At 68.7% G+C, this 16,746-nt stretch carries 20 protein-coding genes; 16 read left to right on the top strand and 4 right to left on the bottom strand.

Annotated elements, in window-relative coordinates:
- The first annotated feature begins 3 nt into the window (after positions 1–3).
- The 6 genes from FU260_RS00485 (at position 4) to FU260_RS00465 (ending at position 3,344) form a co-directional block, all read left to right on the top strand.
- Positions 4–339, top strand: coding sequence for an ArsR/SmtB family transcription factor (locus FU260_RS00485; RefSeq protein WP_147915276.1), 336 nt, complete (start codon positions 4–6; stop codon positions 337–339).
- Positions 336–812: an SRPBCC domain-containing protein gene (locus tag FU260_RS00480; RefSeq protein ID WP_147915275.1), complete on the top strand. Its 477-nt coding sequence runs from the start codon at positions 336–338 to the stop codon at positions 810–812. The genes FU260_RS00485 and FU260_RS00480 overlap by 4 nt, the downstream gene beginning before the upstream one ends.
- Positions 809–1,045 (top strand): hypothetical protein, encoded by a 237-nt coding sequence (locus FU260_RS23955; RefSeq protein WP_244951258.1) that lies wholly within the window; start codon positions 809–811, stop codon positions 1,043–1,045. Before FU260_RS00480 ends, FU260_RS23955 begins: the two co-directional genes overlap by 4 nt.
- Positions 1,046–1,134: 89 nt before the next feature.
- A complete protein-coding gene (locus FU260_RS23950; protein ID WP_244951257.1) occupies positions 1,135–1,434 on the top strand; it encodes a dihydrofolate reductase family protein in 300 nt (99 codons plus the stop codon).
- A gap of 207 nt (positions 1,435–1,641) precedes the next feature.
- Positions 1,642–1,887, top strand: a complete 246-nt coding sequence (locus FU260_RS00470; protein WP_147915274.1) for a cell division protein CrgA — start codon at positions 1,642–1,644, stop codon at positions 1,885–1,887.
- A 575-nt stretch (positions 1,888–2,462) separates the two neighbouring features.
- A complete protein-coding gene (locus FU260_RS00465; protein WP_147915273.1) occupies positions 2,463–3,344 on the top strand; it encodes a VOC family protein in 882 nt (293 codons plus the stop codon).
- Positions 3,345–3,546: 202 nt separating this feature from the next.
- On the opposite strand, the gene FU260_RS00460 is transcribed toward FU260_RS00465, so the two are convergent.
- Complete coding sequence (locus FU260_RS00460) at positions 3,547–4,389, bottom strand: rhomboid family intramembrane serine protease (protein ID WP_147915272.1); 843 nt, start codon at positions 4,387–4,389, stop codon at positions 3,547–3,549.
- Positions 4,390–4,419: 30 nt separating this feature from the next.
- Positions 4,420–4,944, bottom strand: coding sequence for a peptidylprolyl isomerase (locus FU260_RS00455; RefSeq protein ID WP_147915271.1), 525 nt, complete (start codon positions 4,942–4,944; stop codon positions 4,420–4,422).
- Between the two features lie 154 nt (positions 4,945–5,098).
- Here FU260_RS00455 and FU260_RS00450 point away from each other — a divergent pair, with 154 nt between their 5' ends.
- From FU260_RS00450 to FU260_RS00425, 7 genes are all read left to right on the top strand, one after another.
- Positions 5,099–5,971, top strand: a complete 873-nt coding sequence (locus tag FU260_RS00450) for a hypothetical protein (RefSeq protein ID WP_147915270.1) — start codon at positions 5,099–5,101, stop codon at positions 5,969–5,971.
- A gap of 139 nt (positions 5,972–6,110) precedes the next feature.
- A complete protein-coding gene (locus FU260_RS23945) occupies positions 6,111–6,491 on the top strand; it encodes a hypothetical protein (protein ID WP_244951256.1) in 381 nt (126 codons plus the stop codon).
- Positions 6,458–7,927 carry an arginine--tRNA ligase gene (gene argS, locus FU260_RS00445; RefSeq protein WP_244951255.1) on the top strand — a complete coding sequence of 490 codons (1,470 nt, stop codon included), beginning with the start codon at positions 6,458–6,460 and terminating at the stop codon, positions 7,925–7,927. Before FU260_RS23945 ends, argS begins: the two co-directional genes overlap by 34 nt.
- An 86-nt stretch (positions 7,928–8,013) precedes the next feature.
- Positions 8,014–8,403: a PPOX class F420-dependent oxidoreductase gene (locus tag FU260_RS00440; protein ID WP_147915269.1), complete on the top strand. Its 390-nt coding sequence runs from the start codon at positions 8,014–8,016 to the stop codon at positions 8,401–8,403.
- A gap of 368 nt (positions 8,404–8,771) precedes the next feature.
- Complete coding sequence (locus FU260_RS00435) at positions 8,772–9,833, top strand: TRAP transporter substrate-binding protein (protein ID WP_147915268.1); 1,062 nt, start codon at positions 8,772–8,774, stop codon at positions 9,831–9,833.
- A gap of 122 nt (positions 9,834–9,955) precedes the next feature.
- Complete coding sequence (locus FU260_RS00430; protein WP_147915267.1) at positions 9,956–10,492, top strand: TRAP transporter small permease; 537 nt, start codon at positions 9,956–9,958, stop codon at positions 10,490–10,492.
- Between the two features lie 3 nt (positions 10,493–10,495).
- A complete protein-coding gene (locus FU260_RS00425; RefSeq protein WP_147915266.1) occupies positions 10,496–11,800 on the top strand; it encodes a TRAP transporter large permease in 1,305 nt (434 codons plus the stop codon).
- A 23-nt stretch (positions 11,801–11,823) separates the two neighbouring features.
- Here FU260_RS00425 and FU260_RS00420 read toward each other — a convergent pair whose 3' ends face one another.
- Positions 11,824–12,804 (bottom strand): hypothetical protein, encoded by a 981-nt coding sequence (locus FU260_RS00420; RefSeq protein ID WP_147915265.1) that lies wholly within the window; start codon positions 12,802–12,804, stop codon positions 11,824–11,826.
- 255 nt (positions 12,805–13,059) lie between these two features.
- The gene (locus FU260_RS00415; RefSeq protein ID WP_147915264.1) at positions 13,060–13,809 is read right to left on the bottom strand and encodes a GntR family transcriptional regulator; all 750 of its coding nucleotides are present in this window, start codon (positions 13,807–13,809) and stop codon (positions 13,060–13,062) included.
- A gap of 122 nt (positions 13,810–13,931) precedes the next feature.
- On the opposite strand from FU260_RS00415, the gene iolC reads away from it, so the two are divergent.
- Genes iolC through iolB form a run of 3 tightly spaced genes read left to right on the top strand, consistent with a single transcriptional unit; the run spans position 13,932 to position 16,746 of the window.
- Positions 13,932–14,996, top strand: a complete 1,065-nt coding sequence (gene iolC, locus FU260_RS00410) for a 5-dehydro-2-deoxygluconokinase (RefSeq protein WP_280527386.1) — start codon at positions 13,932–13,934, stop codon at positions 14,994–14,996.
- On the top strand, positions 14,993–15,868 hold the full coding sequence (locus FU260_RS00405) for a Cgl0159 family (beta/alpha)8-fold protein (protein WP_147915263.1): 876 nt from the start codon (positions 14,993–14,995) through the stop codon (positions 15,866–15,868). The genes iolC and FU260_RS00405 overlap by 4 nt, the downstream gene beginning before the upstream one ends.
- Before the next feature lie 14 nt (positions 15,869–15,882).
- Complete coding sequence (iolB, locus tag FU260_RS00400; RefSeq protein ID WP_147915262.1) at positions 15,883–16,746, top strand: 5-deoxy-glucuronate isomerase; 864 nt, start codon at positions 15,883–15,885, stop codon at positions 16,744–16,746.

Below are 16,746 nucleotides of genomic sequence, written 5' to 3'. Positions count from 1 at the left end.
CAGGTGGCTAAGCATTCGATCGAGCTGGATCGCGTCTTCGTTGCCCTGGCGGATCCCACCCGGCGGGCAGTAGTTCGTCGGCTCGGAGGCGGGCCATGCAGTGTCAGCGAACTTGCCGGCTCGTTCGAGATGACGCTGCCTTCGTTCATGAAGCACATCCGCACACTGGAGAGCAGCGGGCTGGTGCGCAGCGCCAAACGCGGGCGGGTCCGTACCTGCACGCTCGACCGCGAGCGCCTCGGACTCCTCGACGACTGGCTTGCCGAGGAGCGCCGCCGCTGGGAGCAGCGGACCGACCGGCTCGAAGCTCTGGTGTCACCACCGATGGAGGACCTGTGATCGACCCCGACCGAGATCTCACTCTGCAGCGAGTGATCCGTGCTCCGCTCGACCGTGTGTGGGACGCGTGGACCACGCCGTCGCTGCTGCAGCGCTGGTGGACCCCGGCACCGACCCTGACCAGGGTGGACCGGCTCGAGGTGCAGCCCGGTGGCGGGTTCGTCACCCGGATGAGCGAGGACGGTCACGAGTACGTCCCGCACACCGACTCGATATTCCTCCTGGTCGAGCCGCACCGGCGGCTGGTCTTCACCAATGCCGTGGACAGCGGATGGCACCCCGCCGCACCCGCCCCGGTCGCGATGACCGCTGAGGTCCTGCTCACCGAGCGCGAGGAGGGCACCGACTACCGAGTCATCGTCCGCCACGGCGACCCGGCGGAGCGACGCCGGCACGAGCAGCTGGGCTTCTTCGACGGTTGGGGCTCGGTCACCGCTGCCCTGGCCGAGGTCGCCGAAGGGGAGGCCGCGTGAAGATCGCGATCAGCCAGTTCCTCTCCCTGGATGGCGTCAGCCAGGGGCCGGGAGCTGCCGATGAGGACACCACCGATGGGTTCTCCCGCGGAGGCTGGTTCGTGCCCTACCTGGACGCCGAACCTGGTGCACCAGACCTCCCTATGGCTCGACCACGCGGACGGGCTGCTGCTCGGACGGCGCACCTACGAGGCCTTCGCCCGCGACTGGCCGCAGATCACCGATCCCGGTGACCCCTTCACCGCACGGATGAACAGCTTGCCGAAGTACGTCGTGAGCACCACGCTCACCGAGGGGGTGTGGAGCCCGACCACCGTGCTCGGTGGCGACCCGGTCCGAGCGGTTTCCGAGCTCAAAGGAGCAGCCGGGGCGGGAGCTGCAGGTGCACGGCAGCGCTCGCCTCGCTGCCACCCTCCTTGCGGCGGGTCTGGTCGACGTCGTGCGGCTAGCCCTCGCGCCGACTCTCGTCGGCACCGGTCGCGTCCTGTTTCCGCAGCTGCCGAGCGCCGTCGGCCTCGAGCTGACCGAGCAGAGCCGCACCGCCAGTGGCCTGCTGCTGGAGTACCAGGTGACGGGGGCCGCACCCGTGCAGGACTACGCCGGGGTGACCGGCCTGGCCTGATCTTCCCGTGCAGTGCTGAGCCTCCGGAGCGGTGCTGAGCCTTCAGGGTGCCGGGGAGCCTTCAGAGCGGGCTGAGCCTCCGGAGCGGTGCTGAGCCTTCAGAGCGCCGGGAGCCAAGTCGCAGCGCGGCGGCTGCACCCGCTGGCCGAGCTCAGCCGCAAAGGGCCCTAGGATGGGCCAGGACCATCGCCGAGGAGAGTTGTCGTCATGCCCGAGTCGAAGCGCCGGAAGAAACCGGCCTACACTCCACCGCCGGCCCCGTCGGGGCCGAAGCAGAACCCCCGCTGGTGGGCGCCCACGATGGTGACGCTGATGATCATCGGCCTCGTCTGGGTGGTGACTACCTATCTGATGCAGTCCGCCGGGCCGATTCCCGGCTTCGGCAACTGGAACCTGGCCATCGGGTTCGGTGTCATGATGATCGGGTTCGTCATGACCATGCGCTGGCGCTGACGCCGCACACCCTGCTCCACCCGTGCGCGCGCTGCACCGCGGTTCCACCCACGGCGCGCGTCCACCTCGCCCCCGACGCCCCACCCACATGCGCCCGACGCCGCGCCGTTGTGCCGGGTTCCAGCGCGCGGCGCCGCACCGATCTGGCAGTTGTGCTGGGTTCTAGCGCCCAACACCCGCCACAACAGGCGTCTCGCCGCTGAACACCCAGCCGTGACCAGGGCTCTCCCGCCCGCCATGCGCCGGGACCCACTGCCGAGTTATCCACAGCTACATCCACAGCTGGGGAGAATGACACCGATGTGACTCCCCAGGTGGGGACAAGGCTGTGGAGAACTACACGGGTGTCACCCCGACGCAGCAGCTATCCACAGCCAGATGCCCCGCGGTCCGCCGCCGGGGTGAGCGTTGTCCACCGTCGGTGGATATCCCTGTGGAGAACTACAGCCATGTAGTTCTCTCCCTGGCCCGGGCGCACGGCCGAGAGTGGCGGCGATCACCATCCGCCCCCTGGTCAGAGCGGCCGACCCGCGCTATAGTAGTTGAAGCATCAACTAACCGAGGAGGGCACGACCATGACCGCACCGCTCACTCAGCGCGACGCTCTAGCCCAGGACACGGCGATGGGTGTCGTCGACCTGCTGGCGGGTGACCTGGACACGATGGTCGCCTACTACACCGACGGCGTCGGCCTCGACCTCATCAGCATGGCAAACGGCACCGCCACGCTCGGCCGCGGCAGTACCCCGATCATGCGGCTCGAGCAGCGCACCCACCTTCCCCAGTTCGACCGCGGCAGCGCCGGGCTCTACCACACCGCCATCCTGTTCGCTGATCAGGCCGGGCTGGCCGCTTCCGTCAACCAGATGGCCGGCTACGCCCCCCGGAGCTATACCGGAGCGGCCGACCACCTCGTCTCCGAAGCGTTCTACTTCGACGACCCTGAGGGCAACGGGGTGGAGCTGTACGTGGACCGGCCCCGCCAGCAGTGGACACGCACAGCGGGCGGCGGCGTCGAGATGTCCTCGCTCCCGCTGGACCCGAACCAGTTCGTGCTCCGCCACCTGGACCGCAATCGCAGTGCCGACTCACCGGCACCCCAGGCCGAGATCGGTCACGTGCACCTGCAGGTCGGCAGCATCGCCACCGCGGAAGCGTTCTATGTCGACACCCTGGGGTTCGACGTGATGAACCGGTTCGGTAGCCAGGCGCTGTTCGTGGCCGCTGGCGGATACCACCACCACATCGGCATGAACACATGGCACAGCGCCGGCGCCGGACCGCGGGCCGCCTCGCTCGGGTTGGGTCAGCTCACCATCGAATTGCCGAACGGCGACGATCTGGAGGCGCTCACCGGGCGCCTGACCACCGCCGGCGTGCCGGTCCGTACCGAGGACAGTGCCATCCGCTTCGAGGACCCGTGGAAGACCCAGATCGAGGTCCGCGCCACGGCCTGAGCCCCCGGCTTCCTCAGCCGGGTCCGCCGGCCGGTCGGGATCCGCTCCTCGTGGCCCGGCCGGCCGGCACTTTCCTGCGCCGATCGGCTCGCACAACCGCACATGACCCTGGGGTCCGCGGCCCCCCGCACCACGGAATCCGATGGAGTGAGGCGAGCAGGGCCGGACGTAGGCGAGCAGCGTCAGGCGTAGGCGAGCAAAGTCAGGCGTAGGCGAGCAAAGTCAGGCCCACCAGCACGACGGCGGTGCCCGACACCCCCACCACCGCACCTGTGGTGCGGCGTTCCGTCGGCAGGTAGGCGAACAGGAAGCCCAGTGCGGCGCCGACCATGAGCCCGCCCAGGTGCCCCTGCCAGGAGATCCGCGCGACGATCAGCGAGAACACCACGTTGATCGCGATCACCACGAGGATCTGCCGCGCATCGCGCCCGGTACGCCGTAGCACCACCGCGATCGCGGCAAACATTCCGAAGACGGCACCGGAAGCACCCACCACCGGAGTGGTCCAGTAGTCCGGATCGGTGAGCAGCACGACCGCCACCGAACCACCGAGCGCACTGAGCAGCCAGAGCGCCACGAACCGCCACCGTCCGAGCATCTGCTCCAGGAACGGGCCGACGATCCACAGCGCGTACATGTTCACCAGCAGATGCAGCCAGCCGGCGTGCAGGAAGGCCGAGGTGAGCATCCGCCAGGGCTGATACTCGCCGATCGCCGGGGAGAACACGAACAGCTGGTACACCGGCGCTACATAGTCGGCCAGGAACATCACCGCGCAGATGCCGATGAAGGTCATCGTCACCACCGGCCGGGAACTGGCACTCACCCGCCCGCCGAGCACTGTGCGCTGCGGACGCACCGACCGGTTCGCCTCGCGGACACAGTCCACACAGTGCACCCCGACGGCGGCGGGCCGCTGACACTCCGGGCAGGCCGGGCGCCCGCAGCGTTGGCAGTTCACATAGGAGACCCGGTCAGGGTGTCGCGCGCAGGTGGGCGCGCCGGTACCCGCATTCGGCTGCGGAGCGGAGGGGTAGTTCGTCATCGACGCCGGATGAGCTCAGCGCAGTGCTGCTCAGTCCACGATCTCGATCGAGGTGATCACGATGTCCTCCACCGGACGGTCATCGCGCGGATCGGTGGAGGTGGCGCCGATCTGGTCCACGACGGCGGCACTCGCCTGGTCCTTCACGGCACCGAAGATGGTGTGCTTGCCCTGCAGCCACGGGGTCTTCGCCGTGGTGATGAAGAACTGCGAGCCGTTCGTGCCGCGGCCCATCTGGATCCCCGCATTCGCCATCGCGAGCACGTGCGGGGCGTTGAAGTTCAGCTCGGGGTGGATCTCGTCGTCGAACTGGTACCCGGGGCCACCTCGACCCGTGCCGAGCGGGTCCCCGCCCTGGATCATGAAGTTCGGGATCACGCGGTGGAAGATGGTGCCGCTGTACAGCGGCTCGTTCTTCTCCTCACCGGAGGCGGGGTCGGTCCAGGCCCTCGCCCCGGTCGCGAGCTCAGTGAAGTTCTGCACCGTCTTGGGTGCGTGGTTCGGGAACAGCTCGACACGGATGTCGCCGGCGGAGGTGTGCAAAATCGCGTCCATGAGCACATCTTCGCACTTCTGGAGCACTGGTGGACCGCACCCGTTGAGTGGTGGCGTATGCACTAGGGCCGAACGGGTGGCACGATAGGGGCGGGCAACCTCACTATCACCGACCACCGTGGCCCGCCCGCGGTCCATGAGCTAGGGGAGTTAGATGTCGCGTCAAGACAAGATCAACGCCGAGCGCCTCCGTGAGCAGGCCGAGGACGCCGGCAAGGCGGCACGCCAGCTCGCCGATCAGAGCCTGGAGTGGGCCGGGCCTCGGGTGGATGCCGCCCGGGACTGGGCCTCCCCGAAGGTGGACGCCGCTGTGGACTGGGCCAGCCCTCGGGTGGAGAAGGCGCTGCGCACCGGTGTGCAGACCGCTGCGCCCAAGGTGGCGGAGTACGCCGAGAAGAGCCGTGGCGCAGTAGACGCTGCGCACGACACGATCACCGGCACCGTCATCCCGCGAGTGGTCGAGGCGATGGAGAACGCCGCCAAGGCTGCTACCGACGGCGCGGATGCTGCCGCCGACCGGGCGGACTCCGTGCTCAGCGCCGCCACCGATGCGGTGAAGAAGCAGGAGGCCAAGGCCAAGGGCGGCTCCAAGGTCGGCAAGACGATCGGCTGGGTGCTGGTAGGCGCAGCGGTCGCCGGAGCCGGCGTCTTGATCTGGAAGCGCACCCAGCCCACCGAAGACCCGTGGGCCGAGGAGTACTGGGACGACGCGCCCGCCGCGACGCCGGTGGAGAAGGCCAAGCACGTGGCGGAGCAGGCCGGTGCCGCCGCAGCCGGTGCGGCGGAGGAGACCAAGGAAGCCGTGAAGAACGCCGCCGAGAAGGTGGGCGAACAGGCTGGCAAGGTCAAGGACTCCGCCGGTCACGCTGCCCAGGATGTGGCCGAAGACACCAAAGAGGCTGCAGCCGAAGCCGGCGACGCCGTGACCGAGGCCGCGCAGGAGTCCAAGGAGGCCGCCAAGGGCGCCGCTGAGGACACCAAGGACGCTGCCGACGAAGCCGCGGACGGCCCAGAGAACAAGGACTGAGCACGCCGCGGCACAGCCGCACAGTCGTCGGCCTGGTTGCTCCACGACCAGGCCGACGATTCATGTCCGCCCGCGCCGGGGTCGGGTGCCCACGAGGGCACCGATCACTCAGGGCCGCCAAGGATGGGATGATGACCGGGTGCCTGCTTCCGATCCTCACGCCGTTCCCACTCTGGCCCAGCAGCTCACCGACGCTGTCGGCGCCGCGATCGCCGCTGCCTACCCCGAGCAGGCCGGTGCCGACCCGCTGATCCGCCCGAGCGACCACGCCGACCTGCAGGCGAACGCAGCCCTCGCCCTGGCCAAGCGGGTCGGGGCGAACCCCCGCGAGGTTGCGACCACGGTGAGCGAGGCGATCCCGGGAGGCTCCGCCGTCGGGCACGTGGAGATCTCCGGACCAGGCTTCCTCAACCTGACGCTGGCCGACGAGGCGCTGTGGGCCCAGGCCGAGGCGCGGCGCGCCGACCGACCCTCGGCTCGCTCGGAGTGGCGTCCAGCCAGGCCGGCGTGCGCACGGTGATCGACTACTCCGGGCCGAACATCGCCAAGGAGATGCACGTGGGGCACATCCGCTCCACGGTGATCGGCGACTGCCTGGTGCGGGTGCTGACGTTCCTCGGGTCCGACGTGCTCAAGCAGAACCACCTGGGCGATTGGGGCACGCAGTTCGGGATGCTGATCCAGTACATCACCGAGAACCCGGACCAGCCCTGGCGCCACGACGAGATCGATAGCGTCAGCCACCAGCCGAGCACCGTGTCCGCGCTGGACACCCTCTACCGGGAGGCACGCAAACAGTTCGACGCTGACCCTGCCTTCGCTGACCGCTCTCGGCAGCGGGTGGTCGCTCTGCAGGCCGGGGATGCGCAGACCCTCGCGGTCTGGCGGGAGATCGTGGCCGAGTCGCAGTTCTACTTCGACCGGGTCTACGACCGGCTCGGCATCCAGCTGAGTGCTCGGGACTCCCGCGGGGAGTCCTCCTACAACGACCTGCTCGACGACGTTGCCACCGAGCTGACCGAGAGCGGTATCGCGGTCACCTCTGACGGTGCGCTCGTGGTGCTCTCCGAAGAGGTGACCGGGCCGGACGGGCAGCCCGCCGCCCTGATGGTGCGCAAGCGGGACGGCGGTTACGGCTACGACACCACCGACCTGGCGACGTTGCGGTACCGGATCACCGAGCTCGGGGCGGACCGCATCCTGTACCTGGTGGATTCTCGGCAGGCGCTGCACTTCCGGCTGCTGTTCGAGGCGGCGCGGCGTGCCGGCTGGCTCACCGACGACGTCCAGGCCGTGCACGTGTCCTTCGGCTCGATCCTCGGTCCGGACGGGAAGCCGTTCAAGACCCGGTCCGGTGAGACGGTGCGGCTGATGGATCTGCTCGACCAGGCGGTTGCCGCCGCCCAGACGGTGGTGGCCGAAGGCGCCGAGGCCAAGGGCACCGCGCTGGACCAGGACACCCTGCAGCGGATCGCCGAACAGGCCGGCATCGGCGCGGTCAAGTACGCCGATCTGTCCGGCTCGCGGGTGAAGGACTACGTGTTCGACACCGAGCGGATGACCGCATTCAACGGCAACACCGGTGTCTACCTGCAGTATGCGCACACTCGGCTGACGTCGATCCTGCGCCGGGCTGCCGAACGCGGACTGCACGTTCCCGAGCGTGCCCCTGCGCTGGACGGCGCGGCGCTGGAGCCGGCGGAGCGGGCGCTGATCCTCACCGCCGATTCCCTCACCGACGTCCTCGATGCGGTCGCCGACGACCTCGAGCCGCACCGGCTCGCCGGATTCTGCTATGACCTGGCCCGTGCCTTCACCGACTTCTACGAAGCCTGCCCGGTGCTGGCCTCGCCGGACCCGGTCCGCCAGCGGCGCCTGGCCCTGGTGGACCTGACCCGGCGCACCCTGGCTCAGGGGCTGGAGCTGCTCGGGATCGCCGCACCCGAGCGGATGTGAGCCGCCGCCCCGCGGAGGTGGCCACGCGCTGAGATCACGGCGACGGCTCCTACCCCGGGGCTGACCGCCGTCGTAGGGTTGAGGGCATGGCACAGATTCCCGCGGACCTGCTGTTCCTGCTCGAGGACCCGATCGTGGGCCATCTGGCCACCGTCCGGCCCGACGGCGCCCCGCAGGTGGAGCCGATGTGGTTCGCCTTCGATGGCGAGCGGGTGAAGTTCACGCACACCACCAAGCGCGGGAAGTATCGCAACCTGCAGGCCAACCCGGGGATGGCACTCGAGGTCAGCAACCCGTCGAACCCGTACGAGTTCATCGAGGTGCTCGGCACCCTGGTATCCGCCGAGCCGGATCCGACCGGAGCGTTCTACGTCGAGCTGGGCCGCCGTTACGGGATGCCGGACACCCAGCCGCCGCCGGACTCGCCCGACCGGGTGGTGCTGGTGATGTCGGTGGAGAAGGTCATCCGCAAGTAGCCGCGAGCACGCGCAGGGCCCGAGGACGCTGATGGTGTCTTCGGGCCCTTTGTCGTGGTGCTCGGACACTCGTCTGTCCGCGTTGGTCACACTTTGGTATCACTATTGGCTACAATATGGTATGACTATTGACGTTGTCGGGATCGGCTGGCTATGTTCCCGAGATCGATGCGGATACCCGCAGTCATAAAGAACCGACGACCACCGGACGAAGAGGTCTCCTATGGAACGCTCCACTCCCCCACCTGTTGGTGGTGCGTCCTCGCCCTGGTCGGCGTCGATCCGGGGCCGGCTCTCTGGCCGGATCCACCCCCGTCCCCCACGGCGCACCTGCGCCACCCTTCCCCTCTAGGGTCTGGAGAATTGCCATGACACGTAAGAAAGCTTTCGCCGTAGCGGTCACCACGGCGTCCGTTGCGCTCGGACTGGCCGCGTGCGGTTCCGGGGACAGTGGCGGAGGCGGCGGCGACGCCGGCTCCTGCGACCCGGAAACCACCTGGCGGCTGGCGTTCAACCAGACCGAGGAGCACCCGCAGTACCAGGCCGGCGTGCAGCTCGGCGAAGATCTGTGCGAGGCCACCGACGGCCGCTACGGTATCGAGGTCTACGCCAACGAGCTGCTCGGCACCCAGTCCGACGTGATCAACAACGTCTCCGACGGCAGCGTCGAGATGATGTGGGTCGGCGCCCCGGTGCTGGAGTCCCTCAACCCGGACTTCATCGTCTTCAACCTCCCGTACATGTTCGACAGCCAGGAGGCGCAGGCCGACGTCCTCGGTGACGAGGAGGTCATCGGTGACCTGTACAGCTCGCTCGAGGACTCCGAGGGCATCTCCGTGCTGGCCGGCGTGTACTCCGGTGTGCGGAACGTGTACAACGCCTCCCAGCCGATCGTGGAACCCGAGGACCTGTCCGGGCTGAAGCTGCGCGTGCAGCAGTCCGACTCCCAGGTGCGGATGATCGAGATGATGGGCGCAGTCGCCTCCCCGATGGGTCAGGGTGAGGTCTACACCGCCTTGCAGTCCGGTGTGCTCGACGGTGCGGAGAACAACGAGACCGTCTACAACGCCCTCAAGCACGACGAGGTCGCGCCGTACTACTCCTATACCCGGCACCTGATGATCCCGGACTACCTGCTGATCAGCAGCACCGCCCTGGATGGGATGAGCGACGAGGACCGGCAGGCTCTCACCGACCTGATCCCGGGCGTGGTGGAGCAGGCCAACTCCGGCTTCATCACCTACGCCGAAGAGTCTCGCGCTGCCTCGGAGGAGGCCGGTGCCGAGTTCAACGACGACGTGAACATCGAGGCCTTCCGTGAGGCGGTCCAGCCGCTGATCGACGAGTCGATCAACAATGACGTCCGGCAGGGCCTCTTCGACGCCGTCCAGGCCGCGAACGAGGAGTTCCCGGCGAGTTCGGGCAGCTGAGCCACTTCCTGGTGACGGTTCGGGGGTCGGTGCCCATGCACCGGCCCCCGAACCGCCGCTACCGATATGCTCTCCCGCCTCAGCGTCCGCAGACGGGACACCACAAGAGATCGGAGCGATGAGTGAGAGCACTCGACGCCTTCCACCACGGACTCAACGTCTTCCTCCGCTGGTTCTGCGTCATCCTCTTCGCGGCCATGGTGGCGCTGGTCCTGGCACAGGTCGTTACCCGGTTCTTCGACATCTCCGCGCCCTGGACCGAGGTCAGCGCGCGGTACGCCTTCATCTGGCAGGGCATCATCGGCGCTGCCTACGTGATCGGCGAGAAGGATGACGTGGCCATCGACTGGCTGGTACGCAAGATGCCGGTGACGGCGGTGCGTGGGGTATCGATCCTTGCGCACCTGATCGTTGCCTTCTTCGCCGTGTGGATCATGATCTACGGCGGGTACGCGAACGTCTCCGCCGGCTGGACCAGCATCGTCCAGCTCCTTCCGGTCACCCAGGGCCAGATCTTCCTGGTGGTGCCGATCGCCGGAGCCCTGATCGCGATCTACAGCGCGTTGCACATCATCGATCTGCTCCGCACGCCCGCAGAGGCGATCACCGAGGGCGGCGACGACACCGACCTGGACAAGCTGATGGATGAGGGGCTGTAGACCATGAACGACGCATTCCTCGTCACTAGCATCCTGATCATCGGGATGTTCGGCCTGATGGCCATCGGCGTCTCGGTCTCCGTGGCGATCGGTCTCCCGGCGGCGATCAGCCTGGTGATCCTGCAGAGCCCGGAACAGGGCGCATTCACCAGTGCGCAGAAGATCTTCAACGGTCTGGACTCCTTCGCCCTGCTCGCGATCCCGTTGTTCGTGCTCGCTGGCGCGATCATGAACAACGGCGGGATAGCCACCAGACTCATCGACCTGGCCAAAGTGGTGACCGGCCGGGCACCGGGTGCCCTCGCCCAGACCAACGTGGTCGCGAACATGCTGTTCGGATCTATCTCCGGATCGGCGCTGGCCGGTGCCGCCGCAGTCGGATCTTCGATCGCACCCCGGCAGCGCGCCGATGGTTACGACATGCGCTGGGCGGCAGCAGCTAACGTCGCCTCCGCCCCCGCCGGGATGCTGATCCCGCCGTCGAACACGCTGATCGTTTACGCGTTGGTCTCCCAGACCTCCGTGGGGGCGCTGTTCCTCGCCGGCTATATCCCCGGCATCCTCTGGGGTTTCGCCTGTCTGGTGATCGTCTGGCTCTACGCGCGCAAACGCCCGAACCTGCGCGGTGACGGCTACCCCACGTTCCGGCTCTTCCTCCTGGTTCTCTGGCGCGCGATCCCGTCCTTGCTGCTGGTGCTGATCGTGATCGGCGGCATCATGTTCGGCTTCTTCACCCCGACCGAGGGCGCCGCAGTCTCCGTGGTCGTCTCGGCCGTACTCGCGTTGCTGTACCGGGCGGTGAAGGTCCGCGACTTCTACCAGATCCTGCTGCAGGCCACCCGGACCTCGTCCGTGGTGATCTTCCTGATCGCCCTGTCCACGATCATGTCGTTCGCGATGACCTATGCGCGGGTGCCGCAGCTGATCGCGGAGTGGATGACCTCGATCACCGACTCCAAGGTCGTCTTCCTGCTGATCATGATGGTGATCCTGCTGATCATCGGGATCCCGCTGGACGCCACCCCGGCTGTGCTGATCTTTACGCCGATCTTCCTGCCGATCGCCGTGGAGTACGGGATCGACCCGGTCCACTTCGGCATCATGATCGTGTTCAACATGTGCATCGCGGTGATCAGTCCACCCTCGGCGCCGGTCTTATTCGTCGGTGCGAAGGTAGCCGAGGTCAAGGTGGAGAAGGTCTTCCGGCCGCTGATGTGGTTCTACGTGTCGCTGATCATCATGCTGCTGATCATCCAGTTCGTCCCCGCACTGTCGATGTGGCTACCGGAGACGTTCGGCGTCGCCTAACGGTTGCCTGGAACGGCCCGCGATCACTGGTGGTCGCGGGCCGTTTCTTCGTTCTCGTCGATGGTGCCGCGTGCCCAGCGGTCCGCCCGGCGTGCCCGGATCCTCAGCACGATCCAGATGCTCACCGAGCCGAGCACGCCGATCGCCAGCGCCAGAAGTACCGGCGGGCCGGCGATATCGGGGGCGAGCAGTAGACCGAGCAGGTCCAGACCCGAGCCGAGACTCTCCATCACACCGCCGCTGGCGCGGAAGCCGGCCAGATACCCGATCACCGTGAGCACCGCCGGCACCACCCAGAGGAGCACCAGGCTCATCACCCAGGCGCCGATCCGGCCGGAGGTGCGTACCCCGCACCATGCCAGTGCTACCCCCACGAGCACTGCGGGCAGCCAGTGCAGGTACCCGACGGCGGTCTGCGCCGCTGGCGAGGCCAGTGCGATCGACGGCGCGAGGAGGGTCTGCGCCCAGCTGCCGACCGCCGGTGCCGCGATCGCCATCGCGACCGTAGCTCCGGCCCTCGGTGCCCGAGCCAGCAGGATCAGCACCAGCAACCCGGCGAGGCCGCTGGCCGCCGCCCAGGCCACCACGAGGACCAGATAGGTGCTGGACCGATCGTCCTGCTCAGCAAGACCCTCGGCGAGAACCAGCGCGGACTGCACACAGGCGAACGCGAAGGCCAGGAACGCCCCGGCCGCGGTCAGCCCACCACTGAGCGCGCGGTGTGCCGGCGGGGCCGCCCGAGCCACTACCCCACCGACCACCCCCGCTGTGACGAACAGGCCGAGAATGGTGTCCAGGTAGTACTGGTTCAGCGGCACCAGGACCAGCGGCATATCCCCCGGCAGCGTGGGAGTGGCCCACAGGTTCTGCAACGGCAGCTGCAGTCCGCCCCGAAACCAGGGCAGCAGACCGATCAGCGTCGCACCGATCCCGACCAACGGGTAGGCCCACGGCGGCAGCAACAGCCGGGGCAAGGTGGGGCGGCCGGTCCGGGAGGTACGCACAGCATCGATCTTGGCACGGGGGTGCTGAGCGGGCGAGGTCCAACGGCGGGCCCGGCTGCCCGGCTGCCCGGCTGCCCGGGCAGTTCGATACTTCGCCCGTCCGGTCGATACCGCAGAGCACGACCCCGTGCAGCAAGTAACGCGTGAATCGATTCACGCGCGGGGAGAGGAGGGTGGGGGCCGGGCGCGACAATGGGCGCGGTGCGGGCCGGGCGCGGGGGCTGGCGCGGGCAGGGGATGGTGCGGCGGGCGCGCTCAGGAGGCGAACAGCGTGGTGGCGAAGCTGTACCGGGACGCCAGGTACACGTGCTGACCGTGCTCGATCGCGCGGCCGGCCGCATCGTAGGCCGTGCGCTCCATGGTCAGCAGCGCCACCTTCGGCTTCTCTGCCAGCAGCCGCGCCTCGGCGGCGGTGGCGATCCGGGCGCCGATCTGCTGGTGCGCCATGTGGATCTCCACCCCCCGCCGCCGCAGTGCGTGGTAGAGCCCGGACTCGCCGAGCTCCTCGTAGCTGGGGGCGATCTCCAGGGCGAGGTGGTTGGTCATCAGCGCGAGCGGTTCACCGTCGGCCAGCCGGATCCGGCGGATGGTCACCACATCGGCGTCCGGGGCCAGCTCGAGCGCCTCGGTGACCTCTGCCCTGCCCGGCGCCACGCTGTACTCCAGCACAGTGGTGCTCGGGTGCCGGCCGCTGCGCTGCAGATCATCGTGCAGGCTGGACAGATCCACCTTGCGCCGCACCCGCACCGGCGCCACCTGGGTGCCGACCCCGCGCTTACGCACCAGCATCCCCTGGTCCACCAGCTCCTGCAGCGCGCGCCGGGCCGTCGGCCGGGACACGCGCAGCCGCTGAGCGAGTGCGATCTCGTTCTCCAGGCGCCGGCCGGGCACCAGCTGCCCGGACTCGATCGCGTGCTCGATCGCCGTGGCGAGCTGGTGGTACAGCGGCACCGGGCTGCTGCGGTCCAGCTCCACCCGGACCACTGCTGGATCGTCGGTGATCATCGCCCTCCCTGCGTCCCGGCGAACTGACAAATCAGTACTGATAGGTTCATATGTTAGGACATAAGGATGCGCTGCGGGGTTCAGATGGGGCAGACTCTGGGCAGTGATCCATAGCTAGTGCCGTGACCGCCGCCGCTGCGGCGCGGCCTGATCAGGAGGTCTTCGACGTGGACGTCGTCACCATGGGTAGGGCCGGTGTGGACCTGTACCCGCTGCAGATCGGCGTGGGCCTGGACGAGGTGACCAGCTTCGGCAAGTTCCTCGGCGGCAGCCCCACGAACGTGGCGGTCGCGGCCACTCGGATGGGCACTCCCGCGGCAGTGCTCACCGGGGTGGGTGACGATCCCTTCGGCCGGTATGTCCGCGCGGAGATGCGCCGCCTCGGGGTCCGCGACGATTATGTGATCACCGTGGAGGACCTGCCCACGCCGGTCACGTTCTGCGAGATCTTCCCGCCGGATCACTTCCCGTTGTACTTCTACCGCCAGCCCAGTGCACCGGACCTGCAGCTGCGCGCCGAGGAGCTGCCGCTGGACCTGATCACCGGCGCAGCGCTGTTCTGGGTCTCCGGCACCGGGCTGTGCATGGAGCCGTCCCGCACTGCCCACCACGCCGCGCTCGCCCGCCGGGCCAAGAGCGGGCACACCGTGCTCGATCTGGACTATCGGCCGATGTTCTGGCCGGACCCCACTCAGGCCACGGCACAGCTGCAGCAGGCGCTCGCGCATGCCACCGTCGCCGTCGGCAACCGGGAGGAGTGCGAGATCGCCGTCGGGGAGAGCGACCCGGAACGGGCTGCCGACGCGCTGCTGGCGGCCGGGGTGGAGCTGGCGATCGTGAAGCAAGGTCCCGCGGGCACGCTGGCCAAGACCGCTACGGAGCGGGTAGTGGTTCCCCCGGCGCCGATCGAGGTGGTGAACGGTCTCGGCGCCGGCGACGCCTTCGCCGGTGCACTGTGCCACGGTCTGCTCACCGGCTGGCCGCTGCAGCGCCTGATCGAATCGGCGAACGTGGCCGGCGCGATCGTCGCCTCCCGCCTGGAGTGCTCCACGGCGATGCCCACGGCGGCGGAGATCGCCGATGTTCTGGCCGGCGTACCGGTCGCCGAGGTGAACGCCCGCGCCGGTGCGGCCACGGCCGCCACGTTCAGCGCCCGTGCCGCCGCGACTGCAGAAGGACCGGAATGACCGCCGTACCCGATCCCTCACACCTGGCCGAACTGCGTGCGCACCACCCGGAGCGGATCGCGCAGGCGCTCGCAGCCCGCCCACCCGGCAGCATGCCCGCACCGGGCAGCCGGTTGATGATCATCGCCGCCGACCACCCGGCCCGCGCCTCGCTCGGCGCCGGCAGCGACGACCTGGCGATGGCCAACCGCACCGACCTGCTGGCCCGCTGCGCGCAGGCGCTGGCCCGGCCGGGGGTGCACGGCTTCCTCGGCACCGCGGACCTGATCGAGGATCTCGCGGTGCTCGGTGCGCTCGACGGGAAGCTGGTGTTCGGATCGATGAACCGCGGCGGGCTGGCCCGCTCGGTGTTCGAGGTGGACGACCGCTTCACCGGCTACGACGCCGAGGGGGTCGCCCAGGCAAGGCTCGACGGCGGCAAGATGCTGCTCCGACTCGACCCGGCCGACCCCGCCACCCCACGCACTCTCGCCGCGTGTGCGGGCGCCGTCAACGACCTGGCCGGGCGGTCCCTGACCGCGATGGTGGAACCGTTCTGGTCCACCCGCTCCGGCGGGCGGCTGAGCAACGACCTGAGCCCCGATGCGGTGATCCGCTCCATCACGGTGGCCAGCGGGCTGGGCCGCACCTCGGCCCGTACCTGGTTGAAGCTGCCCGCCGTGGACGATATCGAGCGGGTACTGGCCGCCACCACGCTGCCCTGTCTGCTGCTCGGCGGTGAGGTCCCGGAGAATCCGGACGCTGCCCTGACCCTGTGGCAGCGAGCTCTGGCCTGCGAGAACGCCCTCGGCCTGGTGATCGGCCGGGCCATGCTGTACCCACCGGATGGTGACGTGGCTGCTGCGGTCGACGCCGCCGTCGCTCTGCTCTGACCTGGAGGCCTGAGATGACCGCTGTGTTCCATCCCGCCGGCAGTCTGGCCGGTGGCGGGCTGGAGCTGGACCTCACTCCGGAGCGCGCCGGTTGGGGCTACTCCGGGCTGAAGACTCTGGCTCTCCACCCCGGCGAATCGCACGAGCTGGACACCGGGGAGGACGAGGCGTTGGTGCTGCCGCTCTCTGGTGGTCTGAGCGCTGAGGTCGACGGCGGAACTCAGGTTCTGCACGGCCGTCGGGAGGTCTTCACCTCGCTCACCGATTTCCTCTACCTGCCCCGGGAGTGCCGCGCCGTGCTCAGCAGCTCAGCAGGCGGTCGCTTCGCGATCGCCACGGCCAGGGCAGAACAACGGCTCCAGCCGCGCCGTTACGGCGCCGAGCAGGTGGAGGTGACGCTGCGCGGCGCCGGGTCCGCCAGCCGGGAACCGCGCAACTACGCCCTCGGCAACGGGGTGGTCACGGACCGGTTGCTGGTGGTGGAGGTGATCACCCCGGGCGGCAACTTCTCCTCCTACCCGCCGCACAAGCATGACACCCACAGTGCGGTCGAACGTGAGCTTGAGGAGATCTACTACTTCCAGATGCGCCGGGAGAACGGGGTGGGTTACCACCGGCAGTACAGCGCCGGCACCCGGCCGGAGCCGGTGGACCTGCTCACCGAGGTGCGCTCTGGCGATCTAGTGCAGGTCCCGCACGGCTACCACGGCCCCTGCATCGCCCCACCGGGCGAGGACATGTACTACCTGAACGTGATGGCCGGACCGCAGCGCGACGGCGTCTGGCTGATGACCGACGACCCCGACTACACCTGGGTGCGGCAGACCTGGGTGGGCTCCGCCGTCGACGACCGCCTGCCGATGACCGAGAGCAGCTGA

The organism is Ruania zhangjianzhongii, assembly GCF_008000995.1.
Lineage (GTDB): Bacteria > Actinomycetota > Actinomycetes > Actinomycetales > Beutenbergiaceae > Ruania > Ruania zhangjianzhongii.
Note: the sequence above shows the minus strand (reverse complement) of the source record. Positions and strands in the feature narration are given on the sequence as shown.